Source organism: bacterium (assembly GCA_017744355.1).
Taxonomy (GTDB): Bacteria; Cyanobacteriota; Sericytochromatia; order S15B-MN24; family UBA4093; genus JAGIBK01.
The window spans coordinates 15904-40000 of record JAGIBK010000002.1; the positions used below are offsets into that span (position 1 = coordinate 15904).

The following is a 24097-nucleotide window of genomic DNA, read 5'->3' on the forward strand; positions in this document are numbered from 1 at the left end:
GGCCCTGCCCCATGATGCCTGACGGCCTGCAAGCGATCATGTCGCGCATCCAGGAGCTGCAGCAGACTTTCGGAGTCGCGCGCCCTGCCTCTCAGGCTGGGGACTTCGCGACGGCGTTCGATGCTGCGGCGGCTGCTGCGCCCGCGAAATCGAGCTTGGTCGATCCGGCCCTCGTGAGGGCCGTGATCCAGGCCGAGTCGGGTGGCAACCCGCAGGCCGTCTCGCCCGCTGGGGCTCGTGGGCTCATGCAGCTGATGCCTTCAACCGCTCGGTCGCTCGGGGTGGACCCCGACGATCCCGTCCAGAACGTGGCGGGTGGCACCCGCTACTTGCGCCAGATGCTCGATCGCTTCGACTCGGTGCCCGAGGCCCTCGCGGCCTACAACGCGGGCCCCGGTGCGGTCGAGAAGTACGGCGGCATTCCCCCTTACGCCGAGACCCGGCATTACGTCGAGCGGGTCATGGACCTGTACCGCAAGAACCAGGAGGGCTCCCGTTGATCCGAGGCATTTACACGTCGGCGGCCGGCATGAGCGCCGAGATGGCGCGCCAGGAAGTGCTCGCCAACAACCTGGCGAACGTGAACACCAGCGGCTTCAAGCAGGACATGGCCGTCTTCCGCACCCGGCTCGACAAGACCATCTACCGGGTCGACGCGCAGGGCGGGGCCCGGGCGGGCGTCCCGGCCGTCCAGAAGATGGGTGACCTCTCTTCGGGGGTCTACCTTGACGAGGTGGCGACGCGGTACGGCCAGGGCAACCTGCTTCAGACCGACGAGCCGCTCGATCTCGCCCTATCGGGCGAGGGCTTCTTCGTGATCCAGGCCGAGAATGGCGAGGAGCTGCTCTCGCGCGGCGGCTCCTTCAAGCGTGACGCCGAGGGTTTCTTGGCCGACGACAGCGGCCGCCGCGTGCTGGGCGAGGCGGGGCCGATTCGCTTGGCTGCCCAGGGCAAGGTCTTCGTTGACCAGAGCGGCAACGTCAAGCAGGGGACAGCGGGCATCGGCAAGCTGCGCCTCGTGCGCCTGGAGCGCCCGGAAGCGAGTGTCGAGAAGCGTGGCGAGACCGCCTGGCGCCTCAAGGACCCCGGCGCCATCATCCCCGGGGCGCGCCCCGAGGTGCTGCAGGGCTACCTCGAAGCCTCCAACGTCAACCCCGTGCGCGAGATGGTCGAGATGATCAGCGTGCAGCGCGCCTACGAGGCGAGCCAAAAAATGATTTCCGCTCAGGACGAGACCCTGGGTAAAGCCGTGAACGAAATCGGCCGAGGATAAGAATAGTCACCTAGCACGGGTAACCACACCCATCGAGAAAGGACGTCCAGGATGCTCGGCTCCCTTTGGTCCGCCGCATCGGGCATGAAGGCCCAGCAGGTCAACATCGACGTGACCTCCAACAACCTCGCCAACGTGAACACCCCCGGCTTCAAGAAGGCCCGGGCGGAGTTCCAGGACCTCATGTACCGGACGGCCTCCGAGGCGGGGGCGCCGGTCAACAACGGCACCCGCACCCCGATCGGCTCGCAGATCGGTATGGGCGTCCGCTCGGTGGGTGTCGCGCGCTCCTTCGCGCAGGGCGACTTCCTCCAGACCGAGAACCCCTACGATATGACCATCGAGGGCGAAGGCTTCTTCCAGGTCCAGCTAGGCGACGGCACCGTCGCCTACACCCGTGATGGCGGCTTCAAGGTCGACTCCAACGGGACGCTCGTTACCTCCGAGGGCTTCATCGTCCAGCCCAACATCTCGGTGCCGCAGGGCGCGCGCCAGGTGACGGTGACCCCCGAGGGGGTCGTGACCGCCATGATTGGCGACCAGGCCCAGAACCTGGGGCAGATCCAGCTCGTTCGCTTCGTCAACCCCGCGGGCCTCACGGCTCAGGGCCGCAACCTCTTCAAGCCGACCGAGGCCTCCGGCGATCCCCAGACCTTCGCCCCCGGCGAGGCGGGATCCGGCACCCGGGTCATGCAGGGCGCGCTCGAGAACTCGAACGTGAAGGTGGTCGAGGAGATGGTCAACCTGATCGTGGCGCAGCGCGCCTACGAAGCCAACTCCAAGTCGATCTCCACCGCCGACGAGATGCTCGGTCAGGCCAACAACCTCAAGCGCTAGTCGGGTGGTGAAGCGTGACATTTGATCCGCGCGTTGACTTCAGGCCCCTCCCCCAGGACCGGGGCCTGACGCCCGAGCAGCAGAAGATCAAGGCAGCCGCCCGCGAGTTCGAGGCGATCATGCTCCATCAGATGCTCAAGACCATGCGCAGCACGGTCAAGCCGGGCGCTCTCGAGGGCGGCTCGACCATGGCGACCTACCGCGACATGATGGACGAGCAGACGGCCCGCAGCCTGGCCCACGGGCGCGGGGTCGGCTTGGCTGACGTGATCGCGCGGCAGATGATGGAGCTGGACAAGCCCGCCCCCAAGAAGCCCTGAGGGTTTGGTCCCTGAGGGGCTGGGGAACAACCAGCATGGTCGTTCGTTTGATGTCTGAGGAGCCTCCCGATGCCGCTCGCTAATTGCCCGCGTTGCAAGAAGCTGTTCAACAAAGTCGCTGCCAACATCTGCGATGCCTGTCGGCACCGCGACGAGGTCGATTTTGACCTGTGCTACCGCTACCTGCGCGACAATCCCAACTCGACGGTGGCGGCGATCGCGGACGCGACCGGGGTCGAACAGCGGCAGATCATGGACTTCTACCGCACCGGCCGCCTGCTCGCGGGCGAGGCGGGTTACCCCTGTGAGCGCTGCGGCGGACCGACCCACCGGGGATCGTACTGCGCCAAGTGCACCGAGACTCTCCGCTCGGGCTTTGCCCCCGGCACGTCGGCGCGTCGGGAGGATCCCGCCGCCAACGACGACGCGGCGGGGCGAGCCAAGCGAGACTTCTCGCACCAGCTGCGCGTCGATCGTCGCTGAGGCCGCGTTTCGAGTCGACCGATCGTTTCGATTGAAGGTCCCGCCCCCAGCGAAGGGGCGGGACCTTTTTCCTAAAGTTCTGGAATTTTCGGCCGATAGTTGGATCTAGAAGCCTCCCATTCGAAGGATCGACGAGAGGACCCCATGAAGATTTCGTCCGAACAAATCCAGCAGATGCTCCAGACCCGCGCCGTCAAGGGTGCCGGCAAGGTTCAGAAGACGGCACCGGTGGATGCGGTCGCCAAGGTCGACGGCGCCGCGCTCTCCGTTGCGGGTCAGGACATCACCAAGGCCCTGTCGCTTATTTCCAAGACCGCTGACGTGCGCGCCGACAAGGTGGCCGCGCTCAAGGAGCGTATCGCCGCCGGTACCTACGAGGTGGGGGGCGCTGACATCGTCGGCTCGCTGTTCGGCCCGTTCACGGGCGACCGCTAGCGGAGCGAAGACGCGATGGAGACCCAGCTCGCGGCCCTCGAAGCCGCCCTGCGCCATGAGGTGGCGGCCTATCAAGGTCTGCTCAATCGCCTGCCGTTCAAGCTCGCGCTGATCCGCAAGAACCGCGTCGATCAGCTGGAGCACCTCACCCGGCAGGAAGAAGCAGACCTTGCGCGCCTGCTCGGCTTCGAGCGCGAGCGCAACCAGAGCGTGCAGGCGATCCTTTCGGCGCTGCCGGCCGGGACCGAGCCGTCGCTCTCGGGCATCCTGCCCCACCTGACGCCCGACTGGCATTCGCGGCTCGCGCCGCTGGGCGATCGCCTGCGCGAGCAGGTAGGGGCCCTGCGCGAAGGGCACGAGACCTGCAAGATCTTGCTAAAGGCGAGCCTGGAGTACGTGGACATCACCATGCAGCTGGTGAGCCGCACCGTCGCCAATGCCCAGCCCTTGATGTACGGCGGCGCCGACGAAGAGACCCCTTTGCATTCCCCGAGCCTCTTGCTCGACCGGAGGGCCTGATGGACTATTCCCTGTACGGTTTGGGGTCCGCGTACCGCGGCATGCTCGCCGCCCAGGCGGCGCTCAACACCGTGGGCAACAACCTGGCGAACGCCAACACCGAGGGCTATTCGCGGCAGCGGGTCGAGCAGATCCCCGCCTCCTCGATCATGCAGTACTCCTACAACACCCCCGTGAGCCTCGCGCAGCTGGGCGGCGGGGTGCAGGTGACTTCGATCAAGCGGGTGCGCGACGACTTCCTGGACATCCAGATCCGCTACGAGACCGCCGCGCTCGGGGCGAACGAGACCATGCGCGATCAGGTCAACAAGATCGAGAGCCTGTTCCAGGAACCGGGTGACTACGGTCTGGGCTCGGTCATGACCAAGTTCTTCAACGCCTGGGATCAGCTGTCGAGCAATGCCGAGGACTCCGCGGCCCGCAGCCAGGTCCGCGATCAAGGGATCACGCTGGCCAACACCTTCAACGCCTTGCACCGCAACCTGGTGCGCATGCGTGCCGACCTGGACTCGCAGATCCAGCGTCAGGTCTCCGACATCAACGGTCTCACCAGCCAGATCAGCGCGCTCAACCAGCAGATCGCCTCCTCGGGCGCCCTGGGGACCCAATCCAACTCCCTGATGGACCAGCGCGACGCCCTCCTCGAGAAGCTGTCCAAGATCGCCAGCATCCAGACCAGCGTTCAGCCCGACGGCAAGGTCTACGTCTACATGAAGGGCCGAGGCCTGGTGGACAGCGATCGCGCCGAGGTGCTCACGGTTCGCTCTAACGCGGAGGGCAACCTCTCGGAGGTGGCCTTCCGGGGCGAGACGATCTCGCCCATGGAGATCGGCGGCAGCCTCGGGGCGCTCTTCTCCGCCCGCGACGAGATCATCGGTCGCTCGATGGCCCAGGCGCGGCCTGGCACCCCGGTCTTGCCCGACACCCCGAACGGCATGCTCTACCAGCTCGACAAGCTCGCCAACGAGCTCGCCCAGAAGGTCAACGCCTACCACACGACCGGTACCGATCTCACCGGCGCCATGGCGGGGACGCCCTTCTTCGTCAACAACAACCCTTACGCCTCGGTCGCCGACAACACCTTCATCGGGGTCCAGGGCTTCATGGTCAACCTGGACATCCAGAACGGTACGTCGGGGCTCGACAAGATCGTGGCGGGCCGTCCGACCGACGCCCTGCGTCCGACGGCGCCGGGCCCGGCCGACAACGAGATCGCCCAGAAGATCGCAAGCATTCGTTCGGAGGCGGGCTTCGGCCACCCGACCCAGACCCTCAACGACTACTACCGCACCTTCCTGTCCAACCTGGGGGTGGTGGGGCAGTCCGCTAACCGGACTGCCGTCAACCAGACCAATCTCATCGATCACCTGCACGATCAGCGCGAGGCGGTCTCGGGCATCAGCTTCGACCAGGAGATGTCGGATCTGGTCCGCTACCAGCACGCCTACAACGCCTCCGCGAAGGTCCTCACCATGTTCGACGAGGTCCTGGATCGGCTGATCAACGGCGTGGCGCCGGGACGCTAAACCGGGTTTCACGGAAGAGCTGGCTGAATAGCAAAGGGACTGAACCATGCGCGTCACCAACAAGATGATCTCCGACAGCGTCTACCGCAACGCGGGCTCGCATCTCGAGAAGATGGCGGACCTCCAGGAGAAGCTCGCGAGCGGCAAGGCCATCAACAAGCCCTCGGACAATCCGAGCGCCGTCAACGTCGCGATGCTGTTGCGTAACACCCTCGCGGACCAGGACCAGTACGTCACCAACCTCAAGCAGGTGGACACCTGGCTCAAGACGGGAGATCAGACGATCGACTCGGCCCAGACGGTCATGCTGCGCGCCCTGGTGCTCGCGAACGAAGGGGCTTCGGACACCGGAACCCCCGACTCCCGCAAGGCCCTCGCCCAGGAGCTGCGCGAGCTCAAGGAGCAGCTACGCGGCATCGCCAACACGCAGCTGGCGGGACGCTACGTCTTCGCCGGCTCTCAGACCCTCACCGAGCCCTACCCTAACGGGGCGCCGCCTTTCCCTGCCAAGGTCGACAACACCGACACCCTGACCGCCGAGATCGGCCCCGGCATCTCGATCCAGTACAACGTGACGGGGACCGACGTCTTTGGCGCCACCACCGATCCCAACAGCGCCTTCCAGGTCCTCGAAGACCTGGCGACGGCCCTTGAGGCGGACGACGGCACGGCGGCTGGCCTTCAGATCGACCGGATCAACGCGCGCCTCGATGCCATGTCGCTGCAGCGCGCGGGCCTCGGCGGCAAGCTGAACCGGACGGAGCTGCTCACCGAGCGTTATTCCGAGACCGAGGTCAGCATGCGCGATCTGCTCAGCGCCAACGAAGAGGTCGACATGCCCAAGGTCATCTCGCAGCTAAGCCTCTCGACCACCGTGTATCAGGCATCCCTGGCCGCCAGCGCTCGCATCATGCAGCCCACCCTGATGGACTTCCTCAGGTAAGGCCCGCATAGGTTAGAATGAGACCGTCCCGTTAGATGCTCTTGGAGAGCTTGGAGCGCATGACCATCATCACCCGCCAGTTCGGTTCCATCGACTATGCCGAGGAGGCCGTCATCACTTTTCCCGAGGGCCTGCTCGGGTTCGAGCGGATGCATCGCTTTCTCTTGATCGATCAGCCCGAGGTCGAGCCGCTGCGCTGGCTGCAATCGCTCGATGAGCCTCAGATCGCCTTCACCGTGATCGAGCCCGAGCTGGTGTTTCCCGATTTCAAGGTCCACCTCACGGCGAGCGATCGCGAGGGTCTCGGCCTTGCGGCCGGGGTCGAGCCGCGGCTCTTGGTGCTGGTGACGGTGCCGAAGGATCCCGCCGATATGACGGCCAATCTCATGGGGCCGCTGGTCCTACATCCGCAGAATCGGCTCGGCCGCCAGCTGGTGCTCCACGACTCCCCCCACGGGACTCGCGAACGTCTCATTCCCGGCGCGGCCAGCGCCGTCACCGCGTAGCCGCAGTAGGGGGACCCATGCTCGTCTTGAGCCGCAAACCGAACCAGAGCATCATGATTGGCGACGGGATCGAGGTGGTGGTCCTCGAGGTCAAGGGGGACACCGTCAAGATCGGCCTCAAGGCGCCGCGCGACGTCAAGGTCTACCGCCAGGAGGTCTACGCCGAGATCACCCGCGAGAATGCACGGGCGGCCGCAGCCGTCGCCCCCGCGCTGGATGCGGCGCGCCTGCTGCAGCAGGCCCTCAAGAAGAAAACCGAGTCGGGTGAGCCGCCCGTATCCTAGCTTTACGCACGTACTTGAAAGCTTTGGCTCCCGAATGGTATAAAGAGGCGACGCCTTGTGCGGCGCTTTCGGGCGCTGTCGCGCGCACGGCGGGCATGCAGCAGCCAGGGATCGGCGCAACGATGGGCACACGGACGAGCGCCCCGAGACATGTCCCCATCGATGGGGCGAGGACCGGCTTGAAGATCCGCCAATACACCGCGGCCACCATGCAGGAGGCCCGTCTCAAGATCAAGATGGATCTCGGCCCCGACGCCGTGATTTTGCATACCCGATCCTTCAAACGAGGTGGGGTCTTTGGCCTGTTCGCCAAGGACATGGTCGAGGTCTTGGCCGCGGTGGACGCCCCTGATCAGGGCGGCTATCGTCTCAGCCCGCCTGTCCCCACCACCATCGCCCCCGCCCCCGCTCTCATCTCCACCATCGCTCCTGCGCTACCGACCACGGAGTCGAATAGCCAAGCGCTTGTCGCCCCGAGCACGGAGGTGGCGGAGCTCAAGGAGGCCGTGGTCGAGGTCAAGCGCATGCTGGGCTCGATGGCCGAGCAACTGGGCACTCAGCGGGCCGAGTGGTCTGCTCCCTTTGCTGCCTTCTATAGCCGCCTGGTTGCAAGCGAGCTCGCACCGGAGCTTGCGCGCGAGCTCGTTTCAAAGCTGGTCGAGGCCGGCGGCTCCGAGCCCACGCCGGAGGCGGTGCGGGCGCAGGAGTCGTTGATCGCGGATTGGCTTCCCTGCTCGGGGGCGATCGAGCCCCCGGCTTCGCTGGAAGCGCGTCCCAAGATCGTCGCGCTGGTCGGGCCCACCGGGGTCGGCAAGACCACGACCATCGCGAAGCTCGCCGCCAATTTCCGCCTCATCCAGCAGCAGGACGTCGCCCTCATCACCATCGACACCTACCGTGTCGCTGCCGTCGAGCAACTGCGCACCTACGGGGACATCATCGGCATCCCCGTCGAGGTGGTGGTGACCCCGAGCGCGCTCAAGGATGCGATCGCGCGCTTCGCAGACAAGGACGTTATCCTGATCGACACGGCGGGCCGCTCGCCCACCAATCGCATGCACCTGCACGAGCTGCGGGGCTTCCTGGACATTCCTCATCCGCGAGAGGTGCATCTGGTCCTTTCGGCCACGACCAACCGCGCGAACCTGGCGCGGATCACCGAGGCCTTTGAGCCGGTGGGCGTCGATCGCGTGATCTTCACCAAGATCGACGAGACCGGCTCCTTCGGAGCCATGCTCTCGACGGCCCATGCCTTTGCCAAGCCGCTGTCGTACCTCACGACGGGGCAGAGCGTGCCGGACGATATTCGGACCGCCGATGCCACCGCCATGGCGCGCATGCTCACCGACGAGATGCTCGTATGATGGGCGATCAGGCCGAACGGCTTCGCGAGCTCGTCCAGCGCGGCAAGGCACCCGAGGTGCAGGCGACGCCGCCGATTCTCGCGCGGCTCGAATCCGCCCAGGAGCCCGACACCGTCGCGCTGAGTGGCGAAGCGAGCGCTGAGGCGAAGATTACAAGCTCGGAGGAGATTCCGGCAGCAGCGCCTGAGGCGGCCCCTGAGCCGCGCCCCGAGGTGTCGATTCCGCTACCCGAACCCGGTGCTCGCGCGGGACGAACCATCGTGATCACGAGTGGGAAGGGCGGGGTCGGCAAGACCAACGTCACCGTCAACCTCGCGTTGACCTTCGCGCGCCGGGGGCGCAAGACCATCCTCTTCGACGCGGATCTCGGCATGGCCAACGTGGACGTGATGATGGGCGTTTCGCCGCCCCACTCCATCGCGGACGTCATCAAGGGCCGCAAGACCCTGCTCGAGGTGGTCCACTGGGTCAGCGACCATCTGGGGATCGTGCCCGGCGGATCGGGGGTTTCCGAGCTGGCGAACTTGGAGCCGAGCAAGCTCGAGACCGTGATCGCCCAGCTTGCCGCTTTGGAGTCCCAGGCGGAGATCATCCTGGTGGACACGGGTGCGGGTATCTCGCGCAACGTGGTGAACTTCGTGATGGCCGCCAGCGAGATCCTGGTCGTCACGACCCCCGAGCCCACGGCCATCACCGACGCCTATGGCATGATCAAGGAGATCGACGCCAACAACCCGTCGGCCACCGTTCAACTGCTGGTCAATATGGCTGATTCGGAGGCCGAGGCGCGATCCGTCGCCGCCAAGCTCGCGATGATCGTAGAGCGCTTCTTGAGCGTCAAAATCCAGTACATCGGGTGTATCGAACGGGACGGTCACGTAAGTCGCTCGGTGCTCATGCAGCAGCCGTTCACCCACGCTTATCCCAACGCCACCGCGACGCGACGCCTCAACATTCTGGCGGGCACCCTGCTCGCCCAGAACGATGAAGCCAAACCCAGCGGAGGCTTCTTCTCGCGCTTGGTGCATCAGATCTTCCGCAGTGGGCGTTCGTAGGTCTGGGCTTCACGAAGTCTTTATATCTCTGACGTTACTCTAGCAGATCCCTTGCCTGCTGGCATCTCCCTGAGAAGTTAAGAATCCTCAACTTGTTTGAGGATTCTTGATTCTTTAATGAGGTGCTTTTTTTCTAATGGTATTAACGTGATTTTTCCGTGAGTCTTCGTTCTTTTGGCTAAATTTTCCGTAAAATAGCTCGATTGACTGTTATAGGCCTACCCCAACGGGAAAAAGGGAAAAGCATACAAGGCAGCTTTCAGGGCAAGGAGGCCCGCGCCCCGGATCTCGGGGTTCGTCACCCTCCCCTCGCGCGAGGGGAGAAGCATCTCTCCATTACGGAAGGAGCCGAAATGAAAAAGACTCTCGGAATGATCGCGCTCACCGGTGGCCTGGTGGCCGCTGGCTGCGCCATGCTCCCCACCACCGGCGCCAAGGCCCCTGCGGGCCAGCCCACGGCCGTGGGCCTCAGCGGTCCTGGCTCGGCTGAGTTCAGTGTCGGTGGCGCTGCCCGTGGCATCCAGGCTCTGCCTGGCGGTGCCAACGGCGCCAAATACGTCGTCGCTCGCATCTATGCGGCTGACCCCACCAATGGCACTACCTACGCGGCGTCCAAGTCGATCGCCATCGAGTCGGTTGACGGTAACCCCCTCGTTGCCACCGCGTCGGTCCCGAGCACGGGCATTGTCAGCCTGACCCTGCCCAAGATCCCCGCCGGCAAGCACGTCATCCAGGTGAGTGCCTACAATACGGTGACTCCCGACATGACTGCCGCCTTCGTCGAGAATCCGGGCGCCAAGAATGAGCTGGTCGCTCAGTCCGAGGCTTTCGTTCAGACGGCGGTCGGTCTGCCCTACAACGTGACCTTCCCGGTCTATACCATCCTCCGCGCTGCTTCCACCAGCCTCACCATCGAGGCTTCGCCCTCGGCCAACGCCACCACTAGCGCTGGCATCAAGCTGACGACCGCAGCGCCTGCTACTGGTCTTTACCTGCGTATGGCAAACTGGAACCCCTACGCCAACCTGAGCGCGAGCGAGAGCGTCCGTCTCGTCATCACGCATCCGAGCACCGGGTTCACCCAGGCGTTCGTTTCGGCTCCTGGGACCGCGAGCTGGACCATTGGTGACATCCGCTCGACCAATGGTTTCTCGGCTGCGACCAACATCTCGACCTGGAGCTACAGCCCGGATCGCAAGTACCTCTACACCGACATCAACTTCAAGACCTTCAATGCTTCTTACGCGTCGTTGTATGCCACTGACTCCTACGCGGTGAAGGATCAGGGCAGCTTCTCGCTGTTCCTGCCCGCTGCTTTCGTTCCTACCAATGCTGAGATCGTCCTGCACGACCTCGGCCTGGGCGGCTCGCAGAGCGGCACCGGCGGCCTGTAAGGTTGGTCTCGATGCGACGGCTAATGCTCGTCGTCCTCGCAAGCGGTCTTTTGGCCGCTTGCGAGGACCTTCCGACCAATCCTAACGTCGGTGCTTCCACGCCGACGAACACGCAATCCAACGGTCAGCAGTCTGATAACAAGGCGACGACCAATGGTGGTTCGGGTAATGCTGCAGGTGAGGCCGGCAAGGAAGGCGACGTCAAGATTGAGCTCCCCACCTGGGATTTCGAGCCCGTCTAGCCGGCGCCTCATACCGTCAAGAGGAAGCGCGTCCCGCTTAAGCGGGACGCGCTTCCTCTTGCTTCAGGCCGAAAAAGGCAGCTCAGTTTCGCTGGTGCTCGAGCGCGTCGACCTTTCGGTTGTAAGCGTGCGCAGCATCCTTAGCGGCTTCGTAGCCAATGAGTGATGAGTTATTGCGTACCAGGTAGGCGATGCCGATACCTGCAGCAGCGGCCAGGTCCACGGCTGAGACGGCGAGCCAGGTGCGGGTGAAGACGCCATCCGGCTTCCGTTGATAGTTCGTGACGAAAAGGCCTAGGAACACCGGTGCGAGGGCCAGGAGGCCGAGCGAGGTTGCCCCCAGGGCAGTTCGAGCGTTTTGCTCGGCTTTCACCTGTTGCAAGAGCGAGGGATCGGCATCGAGATTTGACACTGCTTCGATGAAGCGATCGCTCGAGATGGGGCGATCGCCCATGCGCAGGGTGAAGTTACCGTTGCCGGTAGGGGTGACGTTGAGGTATTCGACGTCACGGTTCACCTTGAGGCTCGGCAGGCCCGAGGCTAGCGCGAAGCCCGGCAGCTGAAGCTGAGCAGTAGTAAGGATGAGGGTGGTCACGAGAAGTTGAGTGCGGGTTCTGCGTTGGCTCATGCTCTCTAAGTACCCTGTTTTACGCGCAATGAAAAGGCCCGCAGTAGCTGCGGGCCCTTTGATGAGAGTTGTTTAGCTCTCCTGGAGCTTGCGGCGCCGGCTCTGGAGGAAGGCGCGACCGTTACGGACGGTCTGGAGCGAACGGTTCACTTCGTTCTCGAGCTGGGCGAGGACCTGGTCGGCATAGCGCTCGGCGGCGACGCGTAGCTCCTGGGCTTCACGCTGGGCGTTGGCGATGATCTGCTGGGCCTGCATCTTGGCCTGCTGGATCTCCTGCGCAGTCGGGCTGATGAAGTCGGGGAGCGGAAGGTTTTCGCGCAGGGAAGGCTCCTTGGCAGTGGGAGCCTCAGCGACCGGCGTGTCGACGATCGGCGCCTGCACGGGGGCTGCCGGCACTTCTTCGAGCAGCGTGGGAGCCTCGACGATGGTCTCGCGCAGGGCGGGCTCGCGGCTCAGCGACTCGCGCAGCTCGGGATGAAGGGCCATCGCGGCCTTGCGAAGCGAGCTATCGAAGGCAGGGGCCTCGACGATGGGCGAAGGCGCCACCGCGGGCCGCTTCAGCGACTCTTCGCGCAGGTCGGGCGGCAGGGTGCGCACGGCGGTCGGGGCGCTCGCGGGCGGCTGGGCGAGAACGTCGCTCTCCGACGTGATCAAGGAACGCAAGCTGGTCGAGACCGAGAGCTTGGGCGCGGGAGAGCGGCCTGCTTCTTGCTGGTACTGGAGCACCAGGTCGCTGCCGTTGAGCCCGAGGAGCTTGGCGTACTGGCGGATGTAGCCGTGGATGTAGACCGGGGCCGGCAGCTTCGCGATGTCGCCTTCCTCGAGCGCCACGAGGTAGGGCAGCTTGATGTAGGTGCGCTGGGCCACCTCTTCGAGGCTGATTCCCTTGGCTTCGCGGGTCTGACGCAGCATCTGGCTGACGGATGACATCGGAATGCTGGCTCCTCAATGATCTCGGGCGAACGGTTCCTTGATGGCGTCAATTCTAGCAGGGAGGCGATCCGCTTCCAAGTCCTCACAAGGCTCCAACGTGACTGTCGTCACATGTAAGCATGGAGAAATCATCGTCATGAAGCGCGTTTTACCTCTTTGTTAAAAATCGTTACGAGCGGATTTCGCGCGGGTTTTCGGGGGAGTAGCGCTTGGTACAATAGGCCTGTCGCCCATGATAGAGGTTGCCCCATGCTGCAAAGCCTGCGAATCGAGAATTTCATCCTGATCGAAGCCCTGGACCTCCAGTTCCACGAGGGGATCTGCGTGCTCACGGGCGAGACGGGCGCCGGTAAATCCATCATCATCGACGCGGTGAGCGCCATCCTGGGCGGCAAGGCAGGGCCTGACACGATCCGGGCAGGGGCCGCGCGCGCGCGCCTCGAAGCGACCTTCAAGCTGGATCCGGTGGCGGCACCCATTGCCGCCTGGCTCGAAGCAGAGGGGATCGAGCCGGCCATGGCCGACGAGCTCCACATCTCGCGCGACATTACCCCCAAGGGCAGCCGCTGCCGCATCGAAGGGGTTCCCATCCCGCAGGCGTCCCTCCGGGAGTTGGCCGAGTCCCTGGTGGATATTCTGGGCCAGCACGAGCACACCCTCTTGACCCATGCCAGGGAGCACCTGACCCTGCTGGACCGCTTCGGCGGCCCAGAGCTCGAAGCCCTGCGGGCCGAGGTGGGAGCGACCCATCACAAGCTTCAGGCGATCGCCCGCGAGATCAAGGACCTCGAGGCAGCGGCGGTCGAGCGCGAGCGGCAGCGTGACTTCTGGCAGTACCAGCTCGCCGAGATCGAGGAGGCCGACCTTCACTCCGAGACCGAAGAAGAGGAGCTCAAGGCCGAGCGCCAGATTCTCGCCAACGCCGAGGACCTTCGCCACGACCTGGTGGGGATTCACCAGGCCCTCACCGCGGGGGAGGATGCCCCCAGCCTGGTGGACGGTCTCGGGGACGTGATCGGCCGCCTGCGCTCGGCGGCTTCGGTGGATTCGGAGCTGAGCGGGACGGTGGACTCCCTGGAGGATGCCCTCTCGGCCTTGCAGGAGGCAAGCCGCGAGGTGCGCCGGCGCTACGAGCGCCTGGAAGCCGATCCTGAGCGCCTGCAGCAGGTTGAACAGCGCCTCGACACGCTGCGGGACCTGCTGCGCAAGTACGGCCCGACCCTCTCGGAGCTGTGGGCGTATCGCGATCGCATCCAGCAGGACCTGGAGCTTGCGGACAACGCCGGCGAGCGAATCGCGCGTCTGCACCGCGACCGAGCGGCGCTGGAAGCGAGCCTCGAAAAGCTCGCCAAGTCCCTCTCCGAGGCTCGGACTGCCGCTGCGGCCCGCATGGAAGCGGGCATGGCCAAGGAGCTCACCGATCTCGGCATGAAGGACGCGCGCTTCAGCGCCGCGTTCCGTACCCTGAGCGCCATCGGTCCCGAGGGGGCCGAGACGGTCGAGTATCTGCTCGCCCCCAACCCTGGCGAGCCCCTGCGCCCCTTGGCCAAGACCGCTTCGGGAGGCGAACTCGCGCGCCTGATGCTGGCACTCAAGACGGTGCTGGTGCGCGGGGCGGCGACCCCCACCCTCATCTTCGACGAGGTGGACACGGGGATCTCGGGACGCGCCGCTCAGGTAGTCGCCCAGAAGATCGCAAGCCTCGGCCACCGCTACCAGATCCTGCTCATCACCCACATGCCGGCCATCGCGGCCATCGCCGATTGCCATTGGCATCTGGAGAAGCGCACAGAGGGCGGGCGGACCCGTCTGCACGTAGAGCCCCTGGATGCCGAAGGCCGCGTCGCGGAGCTTGCGCACCTCGCTTCGGGTGATGCGAGTTCGGGAGCCGCTGTCGATCACGCTCGCGAGCTGCTTTCGAAGGCTCAGGCCTTCAAGCGTCAGGAGGTTGCGCTGTGAGCGAGAGCCGCGTCCGCATCCGGCAGGGCGATCGCGAGCTGGAGCTCGAAGGCGACGCTGCCTTCGTCGAAGCTCAGCTCGAGCGTCTCTTGCCCTTCACCTTCGGCGCAGGGTCCTCGCTGACCGTTGCGCCCGTCCCCGCCCCTCACCTGGAAGATCACCAGGTTCCTGCGAATTTCGCCGTCAAGAAGAACCTCTCCTTCGAGGCTTTCCTGGAACTCAAGCAACCATCAAGCGATCGCGATCGCCTCTTGGTCTTGGCCTATTACCAGGAGAAGTACGCGGATCTTCAGGCCTATCCGATCGCAGACCTCGCGGCGGCCTGGACGCTTGCCTGGCCCGAGTTGCCCTGGGATGAGGCCTGCTGGAAGGAAGCGGTCGAGGGAGGTTTCCTGCAATGGCAGGAAGATGGCCGTCTGACCCTTAGCTTCGCGGGTGATCAGTACGTCCGGGATGGCCTCGCTTGACGGCTTGAGCCGATTTCGATTGGGCGATCGGCGCTAGCGGCGCTTCGCCCCGCTCCACTACAGTCGGACCAAATGCCAGGAGCAAAGGAGGTCCGTCTGTGCACGTGCGCTTCCATCGCGGTGCCCTCTTCGCCCTCTCCCTCACCTTGATCCTGATCGGCTGCAACCAGGAGCCGCCGAGTGCCCCGCGTCCGAGCCAGGAGAACCTCGGTCCCACCGAGAAGCCCGATTTCGTCGCCGCCCCGACCCCCAAGCCCAGCGGCCCGCCGGGTGTGCCGGCGGATTGGCCGACCGTGATGGGCGGTCGCGGCAGCTACACGGTCGACTTCGACGCGGCGAGCACGAGCCTTGCCGACTGGAAGGATCCGCGCGAGGACGACGGCCACACCTACCCTTGGCTGTATTCCGGTTCCTGGAACCTCATGCCCGCCATCGCCAGCGCCGCCTCGGGGGCGCTGAGCCTCGCGCCCAGCGGCGGACGTGCCCTCGAACACAATGACATGCGCCCGCAGCCGGCCCTCTCTTTCAGACGCTATGCCGGCAATGCCTTCGGCACGACCGACGGGCAACTTCCCGCCCGGTACCGGGTGAGCCTGCAGGTGACGCCGATCGCCTCGCGCGAGGAGTTCTACCCGCCCGTCGGGGACCAAGGGACGCCCGTTTATTACCTGGACCCCACCCACTACGTGGAGGTCCTCATGAAGGCCAACACCTTCGAGGTCTGGGAGTGCAACGGGGGCGAGCCCCTCAAGTGGCGCGGCTGGCGCGAGCTCTACGGCGAGCCCGCCTCCCATTCGGCGCGCGTGCCCGTCACCCTCGCCGCCGAGGTCGACTCCAACACGGGGACCATCCGGGTCTACTACAACGGCCGCTTCCGCCAGGAGGTCAAGAGCGACCTCGTGAAGCCCTACACCCACTACTTCGCCCTGCGTGGGGCGAGCAACCGGGTGCAGTTCGACAACCTCATGATCCAGAGCAACTAAGAGCGCCTGGTATTGTCTAGGTGCTCTAGCGGCGCATCATGCGGTCCAGTAGCCGGATGGCGCCCACAAGACCGTTCGAAACGCCTTGGAGCACGAAGAGAAGGCCCTTGAGCGGGAGGTTCAGCAGCCACTCCAGCTTCGCCCCGGCCTGATCCACGGCGCCGAGCGCCTTCTCCACCCCGTCGCCCGTCTGCTGGAGGCGGGTGGTGAGCTGGCTCTTCACCTTGGAGGACTGCTCGTGCAGGGCCGAGGTGCGATAGGTGGCCCTGACCTGGTAGAGGCTGCGCTCGAGCTCCTGCCAGAAGTCGCCGCTGCGCGGCTGCGAGAGGCTCTCCTGCACCCGTGGCAGCGCCGCCTGGAAGGTCTGGAGCATCTGGTCCAGCACCCGCGGGTCGGCCTTGCGGATGGCCGTCTGCAGGAACATGTAGTGGCTGCGCGAGGTCGGGCTGTCGCCGTACTGGGCGATGATGCCGCAGACGGCGCCGTCCTCGCGCGGCACGAAGTACATGGCGATCGCCACCAGCAGCCGCGTCATGCCGTACATCTTCTCGTCGGCTTCCATCAGGGCGCGGGGGATGAGGTCCCGGAAGATCAGCTCCATGGACGGATCCACCGGCCGCAGCATGGCGCCGCCATGGGCGACCTCCTGCATGGGTAGCATGGGGAAGTTGAAGGCCACCCCCACCGGGGATTGACTGAGCTCCTTGCAGAAGCCCGCCTTCCAGACGATGCCCTGGACGTTGAAGGTCACGACGCGCGATCGCTTCGCCAGCTTCTGGATCATGAGCGCGTCGTTGCCCTCGGCCTCGCGCACGGCCGGGCCAAGGGCGTTGTTGAGCTGGGCGGTCGTCTTGTTGACGCGCTGGTAAGCGGCCTGGATGTAGGGGTCGCCCGGGGCGAGCTGCATGTCCGCCAGGTCGTGGGGATTGGCGGGCAGCTTGGCGGTCGGGGGCATCACCGGGCGCGCCGAGTCCGTCTCGGGACGCGGGCGGCGGCGCGGATCGCGTGGCTGGTCGGCCATGGGCTCACCCCCCTTTGCGTGCTAGCTGGGTTTGCGATGCAGGTTGCGCGTGACCGATACCAGGCTGCCGATGGCCCCGATGCCCATGCCGACCGCCGCGAGGTAGCCGACGATCTTGAGCGTCTCCATGGGATCGGCGGCGAGCGGAATGAAGGGGAAGAGCTCCTGGAGCTTGCTGATGACGAAGATCCGCCAGCTGAACAGCACCGCCGCCGTGATGGCCGCCCCCGCGAAGCCGAAGAACATCCCTTCCAGGATGAAGGGCCAGTGGATGAAGCCCTCGCTCGCGCCCACCAGCTGCATGATCTCGATTTCGCGCCGGCGGTTCTGGACCGCCAGGCGGATGGTGTTGCCGATGACCGCGAGCGTCGCCATCAGCAAAAGGCCCGTGATGACGAGCCCCAAGAGCTGGGTGAAGCCTGCGATCTGCTGGATCTTGGCGAGCAGCTCCCGGCCGTACTTGAGGTCCTCGACCGCCGAAAGCTTCGAAATCTGCTCGGCGATGGCCGGGGTGGCGTCCGGGTCGGTCATCTTGACCCGCAGGGTGTTGGGCAGGGGGTTCTCGATCAGGTTCTCGAAGCGGAACTCCGACTGCATCTCGGTCTGGAGGTTCTTCCAGGCCTCCTCGCGGGTGATGAGGTCCACCGAGGCCACGTCCGGCATCTGACGGATGAGGGCGGCAGTCGCGTTGGGGCCCGCGTCGTCCTTGAGGAAGACCATGATCTCGATCTTGGAGCCGACCGAGCGCGCCAGGGCGTTGAGGTCCTCCGAGAGCAGCCAGAAGCCGCCGAGGATCGAGAGCGAGACCGCCATCGTGATGATGACCACCCAGCTCATCCAGAGCGAGCGGGTGATCGAGGCGAGGGCTTCCTCGCAGATGAAACCGAACTGTCGCCAGAGGCGCTTAATTGACTCCAACCGAGTAGACTCCCTTCGCCTGGTCCAAGACCAGGCGCCCGTTATCGATGGTGACGACGCGGCGCCGCATGTTGTCGACGACCAGCTTGTTGTGAGTGGCGACCACGACCGTGGTGCCGTGCATGTTGATCTTGGTCAGAAGCCGCATGATCTCCCAGGAGGTCTCGGGGTCCAGGTTGCCCGTGGGCTCGTCGGCCAGGAGCAGCGGCGGGGTGTTGACGATGGCCCGCGCGAGGCAGACCCGCTGTTGCTGACCGCCCGAGAGCTGGTGGGGAAGGGCGTCCGAGTAGTCGCGCAGGCCCACCAGATCCAGCGAGGACCGGACCCGCTTCTCGAGCTCATGGCGCGCGGTGCCCTGGATCTTGAGGGCGAAGGCCACGTTCTCATGGACCGTGCGCTGCGGCAGGAGCTTGTAGTCCTGAAACACCACCCCGATGCGCTGGCGCAGGGTCGAAAGCTGACGATGGGGCAGACGGCCCACGTCGACCCCGCCGACCGTGAGCTGGCCGGAGGTCGGGATCTCGGAGCGGTAGAGGAGCTTGAGCAGCGTCGACTTGCCCGCGCCGGAGGGGCCGACCAAGAAGACGAATTCGCCGTTCTGGACCTCGAGGTTGAGGCCGACCAGGGCCTTCACCCCGGTGGGGTAGATCTTTGAAACCTGCTTGATTCGGATCACGCCCGGTTTTCTCCTTACTTAAACAGCCGCAGGCGCTACTTCTCGCGCAAGACCAGCCATGCGAAGCGAGGCAAGGTCGAGCTCATGCGCTTCCAGCGCCAGGGCTCCTGGATCAGGCGGAAGAGCCACTCCAGGTGGAAGCGTCGGAAGGCAAGCGGGGCACGCTTGACGCGATCTGCGAGCACGTCGAAGCTGCCTCCAACCCCCATGGCCACCGGGACGCCGAGCGCCGCCTGATGCTCGGCGATCCACTTCTCCTGCCGGGGCACGCCGAGCGCGACCAGCAGCACGTCGGGGCGGGCGGCGCGAATCTCTTCGCGGATCGCCTCTTCCTCCTCAGGGCGGAAGAAGCCGGAGCGAACGCCCGCGATTTCAAGGCCCGGGTAGCGCGCCTTGAGGGTCGATGCCGCCTCGGCAGCGACCCCGTCGCCCGCGCCGAACAGGTACATGCGCTTGCCGTTTGCCGCGCACCACTGGGCCATGTGGCCCACGAACTCGACGCCGGCCAGCTTCTGCACCGGGTTCCCCTGGCGCCGGATGGCCCAGACCACGCCCGAGCCATCGGGCAAAACCAGCCCCGCGCCGCGCAGGACGTCGCCCAGGCCGCGGTCCGCGAGCCCCTGGATGGCCATCTCGGCGTTGATGGTCACCACCTGGAGCGGCTGGTCGGCACTGGCTGCCTGGACCCGCGCGATCGCCGCATCGACGCCGAGCGGATCGATTGGAAAGCCGAGGACGCTTACTCTCACGTTATACCCCCGTCGTGGGCGCATCAACCGGGCTTGCGGCAGGCTTCAAGCCCAGGAGCGACTCGATCACTTCGAAATTCATGCGGGCCTTGGCGCGCCAGGCTTCGCTCACCCCGACCATCAGGGCCGCACTCGCCTCGCGGGCGTTCCAGGCCGAGCGCAGCAGATCCTCGAAGCTGCGGGCGTCGTCCAGGTCCGAGAGGCTCGGGACCGCCGGGAAGTTCCACTGGCTGCACAGGTGGGCCACCTTGGGGTCGTACACCAGGCCAAGGGCGGGTACTCCCGACGCGGCGGCCATGATGAGCGCGTGCAGGCGCATGCCGACCACGAGGTCCATCCGGCCGATGAGGCCCATCATCTCGGCGGGGCTCAGGGGAGTGGTGAGCTGGGCCACGCGCGGGTGGCGTCCCTCGGGGCGGTACTCGAGGCAAGCGCGCAGCTCCTCGGTGATCCGCTCGTCGCCGGGCAGCTGGAAGGGCAGGAGCACCACCTGGGCGTCGGCCTCGACGGCGATCTGGGTCAAGGCGCTCGTGAGGACCTTGAACTGACGCTCGTACCAGGTGTGCCAGGGGCGCAGGGCGACCGCAATGGTCGGGACCCCCGGCTCGATGCCGATGGAGGCCGCGATCTCGTCGATGCGCTCGGCCGGTGCCCCTTCGAGGCACAGGACCGGATCGGCCGTCAGCTTGAGCCGATCGGAGCGGATGCCCAGCTCGCGCAGGAGGTCGTAGCTCGCCTGATCCCGCACCGTCAGGGCCTTGGCTGACGAGAAGGCGAAGCGCGTCAGCATGCGGCTTATGGACTGGCCGAGCGGACCGACCCCCTGGCCGAAGACCATGTTGGGGACGCCCAGCAGGCGGGCGATGGTCATCAGGCCGCCATAGTAGGGGACCGAGACGGGGCCGGTCACGTCCTGCATGAGGCCGCCGCCGCCGCTGAGAAAGAGGCTCGCGCCACGCAGCTCACGGGCGATCGCCTTGAGGTCCAGGCGGGGGACGGCGCGCACGCCGAAGGCCGCTTCGGTCTGTGCGGGGTTGGCCGAAAGCACGACCAGCTCGCAGCGCTCGCCGAGCTGCTGGACGATGGTCGCGAGGATGGCCTCGTCACCGAGGTTCCCGAAGCCGTAGTAGCCTGAAACGACGATCCGGTGCAATAGTCTCTCCTGCCCTGAGCTGGGTGCCGAGCGCTCGCTGAGGTCGTTGCCCGTCAAAGACTCAATTGTAGCAGGATCAGAGGGGCTGACGAAACCAGGCATGTTACGGCCGCTGGGCGGTCTAGCTCTCCAGCAACTGCTGCGCCAGGGCCGCGCTGACGGCCTGCACGTCGCAGAAGCCCAGCTGGATGAGGACCTGGCCAAGCATGTGCCCGGTGACGGTCTGCTCGGCGAGTGCCACCTGTAACTGCTCGGAAGTCAGCGCGCCACGCTCGAGCAGGATGCGGCCCAGGCGGGTCTCCTGCAGCTTGAGGCGCAGGGTCTCGCGGACCTGCTCGGCGCTCACGAAGCCGAGCTCGACCAAGATCTCGGTGAGCTGCCGCTCGGGCTGGGCAGCGAGCATCGCGAAGGCCCGTTCGTGCCCCGCGTGGTCGATGAGCCCGCGCCGCAGGAAGATGGCGCCCGTTCGCTTCTCTGCGCTCTGCTGGGCGAGGGCCCAGTCCACGATCTCGGGGCTGCAAGCCCCCGCCTCGATCAAGAGCTCGCCGAGCATGCGCCCGGAGCGGGTCTGGGCTTCGAGCGCCGCTTGCAGATCCGTCATCGCGATCGCCTCGGTTCGCAGCAGGATCTGGCCGAGCCGGGCGTCGCGAAGCTGCTCCTTGAGCGCCGCATCCACGTCCTCGACGGTCGCAAGCCCCATCTCGATCAAGCATACGCCAAGCTTTTGACCGGTCGTTCGGTGGGCCAGGGCGGTTGCGAGGTCTTCTTCGCTGAGGACGCCGGCGCGGATCAAGAGGGCGCCGAGGCGGCTGTCTTCGTGGGGCTCCAGGCGGTTGCTCATGCGGGCCTCGCTTCAAGAGGGACGGGATGGGCCCAGTTTATCAGCCGCTCCTTTGAGCCACAACTCCAGGGCCTCGCAAATGGTACAATGCCCCCATGCGCCCGCGTCAAACCAACGTCATCGCCCTCGCTGCGACCCTCTTTCTGCTCGGAGCCACCTGCGCTGTCGCCGACGTCCCCGACGACAAGTCCGGGCGCGTGCGCGAGTACAAGGAGCGTCACTTCGAGCTGACGACGCCCTCCAGCCACAGCTACGAGATCCGCATGGGCGAGGGGACCGCCTCGGTAAGGGTGAGCGATCGCGCCCTCCTTGAACGCGCCGACGACCTGGAACTCACCGAGCGCCTGTCGGATGCCGAGCGTGTTCGCAGCCGCTGGCAACTCGCCTGGGGCCTGGCCATTCCGCTCGGCCTCTTCGTCTTCTACGACAACTTCCTGGGCAACCCGCGGCCCACGGGGCAAGGCCTCTCCGAGCTGCCGCCGCCGGTCATCTCCTACTTTCCGGGGAACGACATCCGCTCGTATGCGATCGCGGCCCTCGGCGCGGTGGCAGCCGGCTACGGGGCGGCCAACATCGGGTCTTGGACCGCCGAGCGCTTCGGCTGGGCCTTCCCCAACCTGATCTCCCAGGACGAGGCCAAGCGCGCGGTCAAGCGTGCCAACGATCGCCTGCTGGATGAGCTCGCCCTGGTGCCGGCGGACCTCCAAGCGGCAAGCGGCAGCGTCACGACCGGCGAAGCGAGCGAAAGCGCCCCGGCGGGGACCGCCCTCAAGGGGGAGACCGGTAGTGCCGCGTACTACCTCGCCAAGGCGACCACGACCCTGCGTAACCAGCGAGGGGAGGGCTATCGCCTCTACCTGGTCTACACCAAGGATCTCGCCGACAAGTCCGGCAAGCTCCAGAACGGCAGCTGGCGCTACCTCTTCTACAACTCCCAGAAGATCGAGGCCATGGAAGTCTCGGTGCCGATCTTCGGGGCGAGCCCGACCGTGGGGCCGGCTCCGGCGGCCTTCAAGGATTGGCGGACCGAGACCAACCTGGTCGATACCTGGAAGATCGATAGCCCCAAGGCCATGGCCGATCTCCAGAACGCCTTGGTCGAGCGAGGGGTGCCCTGGCTCACCGAGGATACGACCATGATCCTCTATCCGCGCTACGGCAACTTCCTCTCCCCCGTCTGGCTCCTGGATCAGGGGCAGGGGCCGCTCGCGCTGGGCGTGGGCATCGACGCCGCCTCGGGGGTCGTGATCGATCTCAAGCAAGCGGGGCTTGGCATGGGGGCCGGCATCAATCCGGGTGGCAATAAGTAGCCATAAAGCTTGAGTTAAGCTTTGGTGGGCTGTCGTCAGCCTTCTCGTTCTTCGCGCGATAAATTCGGTACGGGCACTTGGGCCCGATCCTTCTTTTGCGCGAGGCTGTCGCCATGGTCATCCGAACGAACCCGACCGTCATGCGTACGCCCGTCCGGCAAGTCAGCGGCACCGTTCAGGCCACCGCTCAGACACCCGTGACCCCTGCGCTGCCTGCCAAGAGCGAAGCCCCGGCCTTGCCGGATCCCACCAAGGCCAAAGCGCTCACCGATCTCGTGATGCATCCGATCAAGAGCGTGAAGGCGGTATTCGACTGGGGAAAGAACATCCTCTCCTTCGATCGCCTGGGAGTCATCACTCAGACGAACGCGCCGCAGGCCCAGGCCACGCTCGGCGCAGCGGACTCGGCCCTGGGCAGCCTCGCCAAACTCTTCCCCTTCATGTTCCGCGCGGTGGATCGACGAGCGGCTCAAGCGGTGACGCAGCTGCGCCCCGGGATTGAGCAAGGGCTTTCGGCGCGCAGCCTGCACGGGATCAACATCGTCTGGCCAGTCGGCGGCGCCAACCTCACGGCCCTACAGGAGCTGACGGCCTTCGACCGCGCCTTTTCGAACGCGCCCGACGCGACGGTCCAGAAGGCCCTGAGCGGCATCTCCGAGATCAACGTGCAGCGCCTGAGTCTCTGGGACATGGCGAATCCGGTTAAGCGACAAGCGGCGACTCTCGTCATCCAGCGCCCCATCACCTGGCTACCGGGCCAAAAGTCGGTCGAAGAAAGCGTCAGAGCCTATCTCGACGCCCAGGGCACCGTCAAGGCCGCGATTTAAACCAATCGTAGGGTGCGGATCCCCGCCCAGACCCCGGCGTTCTTGAGACGCTCGGTCTCTTCGCCGAGCACGTCTTCATCGGTGGCACGGCGCTCGAAGCGCTGGAAGCGGTTCTCGATCTCGCCCGACTCCAGCTTCATCATGGGGCGGTAGCGATAGCCCAGCGACACCAGCTTGTGCTTGAGCAGCTGCGAGGCCACGGTCTCGGCGCCGCGGAAGCGAGTTTCGAGCAGAAAGCGCGTTCCCATTATTTCTCTCCCCAGGCCAGCAACGGTTAGAGGCGTTATACCCAAGCAAGCATAAAAAGAAAGAGAGGCGGGTCCCAGGACCCGCCTCTGTCGAGTGGAGGTAAGCGGATTCGAACCGCTGACCTCTGCAGTGCGATTGCAGCGCTCTACCAACTGAGCTATACCCCCGCGACAATGCTGAGTGTCGCAGAGGGCGCCTCCCT

Annotated in this window: 29 protein-coding genes and 1 tRNA gene; 20 read left to right on the top strand and 10 right to left on the bottom strand. The window is 65.6% G+C overall.

Annotated features, from left to right (window positions below; all coding sequences use genetic code 11):
* Positions 1-11 precede the first annotated feature (11 nt).
* The 15 genes from J7643_05580 (at position 12) to J7643_05650 (ending at position 11181) form a co-directional block, all read left to right on the top strand.
* On the top strand, positions 12-500 hold the full coding sequence (locus J7643_05580) for a lytic transglycosylase domain-containing protein (protein MBO9540049.1): 489 nt from the start codon (positions 12-14) through the stop codon (positions 498-500).
* Positions 497-1273 carry a flagellar hook-basal body protein gene (locus tag J7643_05585; protein MBO9540050.1) on the top strand — a complete coding sequence of 259 codons (777 nt, stop codon included), beginning with the start codon at positions 497-499 and terminating at the stop codon, positions 1271-1273. Before J7643_05580 ends, J7643_05585 begins: the two co-directional genes overlap by 4 nt.
* 51 nt (positions 1274-1324) lie before the next feature.
* Entirely contained in the window at positions 1325-2110 is a 786-nt protein-coding gene (gene flgG / locus J7643_05590; GenBank protein MBO9540051.1) for a flagellar basal-body rod protein FlgG, read from the top strand.
* Positions 2111-2124: 14 nt separating this feature from the next.
* Positions 2125-2430, top strand: a complete 306-nt coding sequence (locus J7643_05595) for a rod-binding protein (GenBank protein ID MBO9540052.1) — start codon at positions 2125-2127, stop codon at positions 2428-2430.
* 69 nt (positions 2431-2499) lie between these two features.
* The gene (locus tag J7643_05600) at positions 2500-2913 is read left to right on the top strand and encodes a MerR family transcriptional regulator (GenBank protein ID MBO9540053.1); all 414 of its coding nucleotides are present in this window, start codon (positions 2500-2502) and stop codon (positions 2911-2913) included.
* Between the two features lie 144 nt (positions 2914-3057).
* On the top strand, positions 3058-3348 hold the full coding sequence (locus J7643_05605) for a flagellar biosynthesis anti-sigma factor FlgM (protein ID MBO9540054.1): 291 nt from the start codon (positions 3058-3060) through the stop codon (positions 3346-3348).
* A gap of 15 nt (positions 3349-3363) precedes the next feature.
* The gene (flgN, locus tag J7643_05610) at positions 3364-3867 is read left to right on the top strand and encodes a flagellar export chaperone FlgN (GenBank protein ID MBO9540055.1); all 504 of its coding nucleotides are present in this window, start codon (positions 3364-3366) and stop codon (positions 3865-3867) included.
* Positions 3867-5393 (top strand): flagellar hook-associated protein FlgK, encoded by a 1527-nt coding sequence (gene flgK / locus J7643_05615; protein ID MBO9540056.1) that lies wholly within the window; start codon positions 3867-3869, stop codon positions 5391-5393. The genes flgN and flgK overlap by 1 nt, the downstream gene beginning before the upstream one ends.
* A 46-nt stretch (positions 5394-5439) precedes the next feature.
* Complete coding sequence (flgL, locus tag J7643_05620) at positions 5440-6336, top strand: flagellar hook-associated protein FlgL (GenBank protein ID MBO9540057.1); 897 nt, start codon at positions 5440-5442, stop codon at positions 6334-6336.
* 59 nt (positions 6337-6395) lie between these two features.
* The gene (locus tag J7643_05625) at positions 6396-6842 is read left to right on the top strand and encodes a flagellar assembly protein FliW (protein MBO9540058.1); all 447 of its coding nucleotides are present in this window, start codon (positions 6396-6398) and stop codon (positions 6840-6842) included.
* Between the two features lie 17 nt (positions 6843-6859).
* On the top strand, positions 6860-7126 hold the full coding sequence (gene csrA / locus J7643_05630; protein ID MBO9540059.1) for a carbon storage regulator CsrA: 267 nt from the start codon (positions 6860-6862) through the stop codon (positions 7124-7126).
* A 179-nt stretch (positions 7127-7305) separates the two neighbouring features.
* The gene (gene flhF / locus J7643_05635; protein MBO9540060.1) at positions 7306-8490 is read left to right on the top strand and encodes a flagellar biosynthesis protein FlhF; all 1185 of its coding nucleotides are present in this window, start codon (positions 7306-7308) and stop codon (positions 8488-8490) included.
* The gene (locus J7643_05640) at positions 8487-9545 is read left to right on the top strand and encodes a MinD/ParA family protein (protein MBO9540061.1); all 1059 of its coding nucleotides are present in this window, start codon (positions 8487-8489) and stop codon (positions 9543-9545) included. The genes flhF and J7643_05640 overlap by 4 nt, the downstream gene beginning before the upstream one ends.
* A gap of 353 nt (positions 9546-9898) precedes the next feature.
* Complete coding sequence (locus J7643_05645) at positions 9899-10939, top strand: hypothetical protein (GenBank protein ID MBO9540062.1); 1041 nt, start codon at positions 9899-9901, stop codon at positions 10937-10939.
* A 23-nt stretch (positions 10940-10962) separates the two neighbouring features.
* On the top strand, positions 10963-11181 hold the full coding sequence (locus J7643_05650) for a hypothetical protein (GenBank protein ID MBO9540063.1): 219 nt from the start codon (positions 10963-10965) through the stop codon (positions 11179-11181).
* 82 nt (positions 11182-11263) lie between these two features.
* Here J7643_05650 and J7643_05655 read toward each other — a convergent pair whose 3' ends face one another.
* The gene (locus J7643_05655) at positions 11264-11809 is read right to left on the bottom strand and encodes a hypothetical protein (GenBank protein MBO9540064.1); all 546 of its coding nucleotides are present in this window, start codon (positions 11807-11809) and stop codon (positions 11264-11266) included.
* Positions 11810-11881: 72 nt separating this feature from the next.
* The gene (locus J7643_05660) at positions 11882-12739 is read right to left on the bottom strand and encodes a helix-turn-helix domain-containing protein (protein MBO9540065.1); all 858 of its coding nucleotides are present in this window, start codon (positions 12737-12739) and stop codon (positions 11882-11884) included.
* A gap of 252 nt (positions 12740-12991) precedes the next feature.
* Between J7643_05660 and recN the strand changes: the two genes are divergently transcribed.
* The 3 genes from recN to J7643_05675 all read left to right on the top strand — a co-directional run bounded on the left by recN (position 12992) and on the right by J7643_05675 (position 16151).
* Positions 12992-14701: a DNA repair protein RecN gene (gene recN, locus J7643_05665; protein ID MBO9540066.1), complete on the top strand. Its 1710-nt coding sequence runs from the start codon at positions 12992-12994 to the stop codon at positions 14699-14701.
* Entirely contained in the window at positions 14698-15168 is a 471-nt protein-coding gene (locus J7643_05670) for a hypothetical protein (GenBank protein MBO9540067.1), read from the top strand. The genes recN and J7643_05670 overlap by 4 nt, the downstream gene beginning before the upstream one ends.
* A gap of 98 nt (positions 15169-15266) precedes the next feature.
* On the top strand, positions 15267-16151 hold the full coding sequence (locus J7643_05675; protein MBO9540068.1) for a hypothetical protein: 885 nt from the start codon (positions 15267-15269) through the stop codon (positions 16149-16151).
* Between the two features lie 25 nt (positions 16152-16176).
* Here the strand turns inward: J7643_05675 and J7643_05680 are convergent, their stop codons facing one another.
* The 6 genes from J7643_05680 to J7643_05705 form a co-directional block, all read right to left on the bottom strand.
* Entirely contained in the window at positions 16177-17172 is a 996-nt protein-coding gene (locus J7643_05680; protein MBO9540069.1) for a hypothetical protein, read from the bottom strand.
* Positions 17173-17193: 21 nt separating this feature from the next.
* Entirely contained in the window at positions 17194-18090 is an 897-nt protein-coding gene (gene ftsX / locus J7643_05685) for a permease-like cell division protein FtsX (protein MBO9540070.1), read from the bottom strand.
* Entirely contained in the window at positions 18077-18766 is a 690-nt protein-coding gene (gene ftsE / locus J7643_05690) for a cell division ATP-binding protein FtsE (GenBank protein ID MBO9540071.1), read from the bottom strand. Before ftsE ends, ftsX begins: the two co-directional genes overlap by 14 nt.
* Positions 18767-18801: 35 nt before the next feature.
* Positions 18802-19539 carry a WecB/TagA/CpsF family glycosyltransferase gene (locus J7643_05695; GenBank protein MBO9540072.1) on the bottom strand — a complete coding sequence of 246 codons (738 nt, stop codon included), beginning with the start codon at positions 19537-19539 and terminating at the stop codon, positions 18802-18804.
* The gene (gene csaB, locus J7643_05700) at positions 19517-20668 is read right to left on the bottom strand and encodes a polysaccharide pyruvyl transferase CsaB (protein ID MBO9540073.1); all 1152 of its coding nucleotides are present in this window, start codon (positions 20666-20668) and stop codon (positions 19517-19519) included. The genes J7643_05695 and csaB overlap by 23 nt, the downstream gene beginning before the upstream one ends.
* Positions 20669-20789: 121 nt before the next feature.
* Positions 20790-21509, bottom strand: coding sequence for a hypothetical protein (locus J7643_05705; GenBank protein MBO9540074.1), 720 nt, complete (start codon positions 21507-21509; stop codon positions 20790-20792).
* Positions 21510-21604: 95 nt separating this feature from the next.
* Here J7643_05705 and J7643_05710 point away from each other — a divergent pair, with 95 nt between their 5' ends.
* Positions 21605-22819 carry a hypothetical protein gene (locus J7643_05710; protein ID MBO9540075.1) on the top strand — a complete coding sequence of 405 codons (1215 nt, stop codon included), beginning with the start codon at positions 21605-21607 and terminating at the stop codon, positions 22817-22819.
* 113 nt (positions 22820-22932) lie between these two features.
* Positions 22933-23646 carry a hypothetical protein gene (locus tag J7643_05715; protein ID MBO9540076.1) on the top strand — a complete coding sequence of 238 codons (714 nt, stop codon included), beginning with the start codon at positions 22933-22935 and terminating at the stop codon, positions 23644-23646.
* On the opposite strand, the gene J7643_05720 is transcribed toward J7643_05715, so the two are convergent.
* Together J7643_05720 and J7643_05725 are read right to left on the bottom strand one after the other, a co-directional pair.
* Positions 23643-23894, bottom strand: coding sequence for a hypothetical protein (locus J7643_05720; GenBank protein MBO9540077.1), 252 nt, complete (start codon positions 23892-23894; stop codon positions 23643-23645). The two genes, J7643_05715 and J7643_05720, sit on opposite strands and share 4 nt — an antisense overlap.
* A gap of 95 nt (positions 23895-23989) precedes the next feature.
* Positions 23990-24062, bottom strand: a tRNA-Ala gene (locus tag J7643_05725).
* Positions 24063-24097: the final 35 nt, after the last annotated feature.

Bases quoted from the DNA above. Each gene is read 5' to 3' on its own strand.
- J7643_05720 (MBO9540077.1), bottom strand. From the start codon at position 23,894: ATGGGAACGCGCTTTCTGCTCGAAACTCGCTTCCGCGGCGCCGAGACC.
- flgN (MBO9540055.1), top strand. From the start codon at position 3,364: ATGGAGACCCAGCTCGCGGCCCTCGAAGCCGCCCTGCGCCATGAGGTG.
- J7643_05695 (MBO9540072.1), bottom strand. From the start codon at position 19,539: ATGCGCCCACGACGGGGGTATAACGTGAGAGTAAGCGTCCTCGGCTTT.
- J7643_05705 (MBO9540074.1), bottom strand. From the start codon at position 21,509: ATGAGCAACCGCCTGGAGCCCCACGAAGACAGCCGCCTCGGCGCCCTC.
- J7643_05680 (MBO9540069.1), bottom strand. From the start codon at position 17,172: ATGGCCGACCAGCCACGCGATCCGCGCCGCCGCCCGCGTCCCGAGACG.
- flgL (MBO9540057.1), top strand. From the start codon at position 5,440: ATGCGCGTCACCAACAAGATGATCTCCGACAGCGTCTACCGCAACGCG.
- flgG (MBO9540051.1), top strand. From the start codon at position 1,325: ATGCTCGGCTCCCTTTGGTCCGCCGCATCGGGCATGAAGGCCCAGCAG.
- J7643_05580 (MBO9540049.1), top strand. From the start codon at position 12: ATGATGCCTGACGGCCTGCAAGCGATCATGTCGCGCATCCAGGAGCTG.
- J7643_05600 (MBO9540053.1), top strand. From the start codon at position 2,500: ATGCCGCTCGCTAATTGCCCGCGTTGCAAGAAGCTGTTCAACAAAGTC.
- J7643_05655 (MBO9540064.1), bottom strand. From the start codon at position 11,809: ATGAGCCAACGCAGAACCCGCACTCAACTTCTCGTGACCACCCTCATC.
- J7643_05710 (MBO9540075.1), top strand. From the start codon at position 21,605: ATGCGCCCGCGTCAAACCAACGTCATCGCCCTCGCTGCGACCCTCTTT.
- recN (MBO9540066.1), top strand. From the start codon at position 12,992: ATGCTGCAAAGCCTGCGAATCGAGAATTTCATCCTGATCGAAGCCCTG.
- J7643_05625 (MBO9540058.1), top strand. From the start codon at position 6,396: ATGACCATCATCACCCGCCAGTTCGGTTCCATCGACTATGCCGAGGAG.
- J7643_05715 (MBO9540076.1), top strand. From the start codon at position 22,933: ATGGTCATCCGAACGAACCCGACCGTCATGCGTACGCCCGTCCGGCAA.
- J7643_05640 (MBO9540061.1), top strand. From the start codon at position 8,487: ATGATGGGCGATCAGGCCGAACGGCTTCGCGAGCTCGTCCAGCGCGGC.
- flgK (MBO9540056.1), top strand. From the start codon at position 3,867: ATGGACTATTCCCTGTACGGTTTGGGGTCCGCGTACCGCGGCATGCTC.
- J7643_05660 (MBO9540065.1), bottom strand. From the start codon at position 12,739: ATGTCATCCGTCAGCCAGATGCTGCGTCAGACCCGCGAAGCCAAGGGA.
- J7643_05605 (MBO9540054.1), top strand. From the start codon at position 3,058: ATGAAGATTTCGTCCGAACAAATCCAGCAGATGCTCCAGACCCGCGCC.
- csrA (MBO9540059.1), top strand. From the start codon at position 6,860: ATGCTCGTCTTGAGCCGCAAACCGAACCAGAGCATCATGATTGGCGAC.
- J7643_05645 (MBO9540062.1), top strand. From the start codon at position 9,899: ATGAAAAAGACTCTCGGAATGATCGCGCTCACCGGTGGCCTGGTGGCC.
- J7643_05650 (MBO9540063.1), top strand. From the start codon at position 10,963: ATGCTCGTCGTCCTCGCAAGCGGTCTTTTGGCCGCTTGCGAGGACCTT.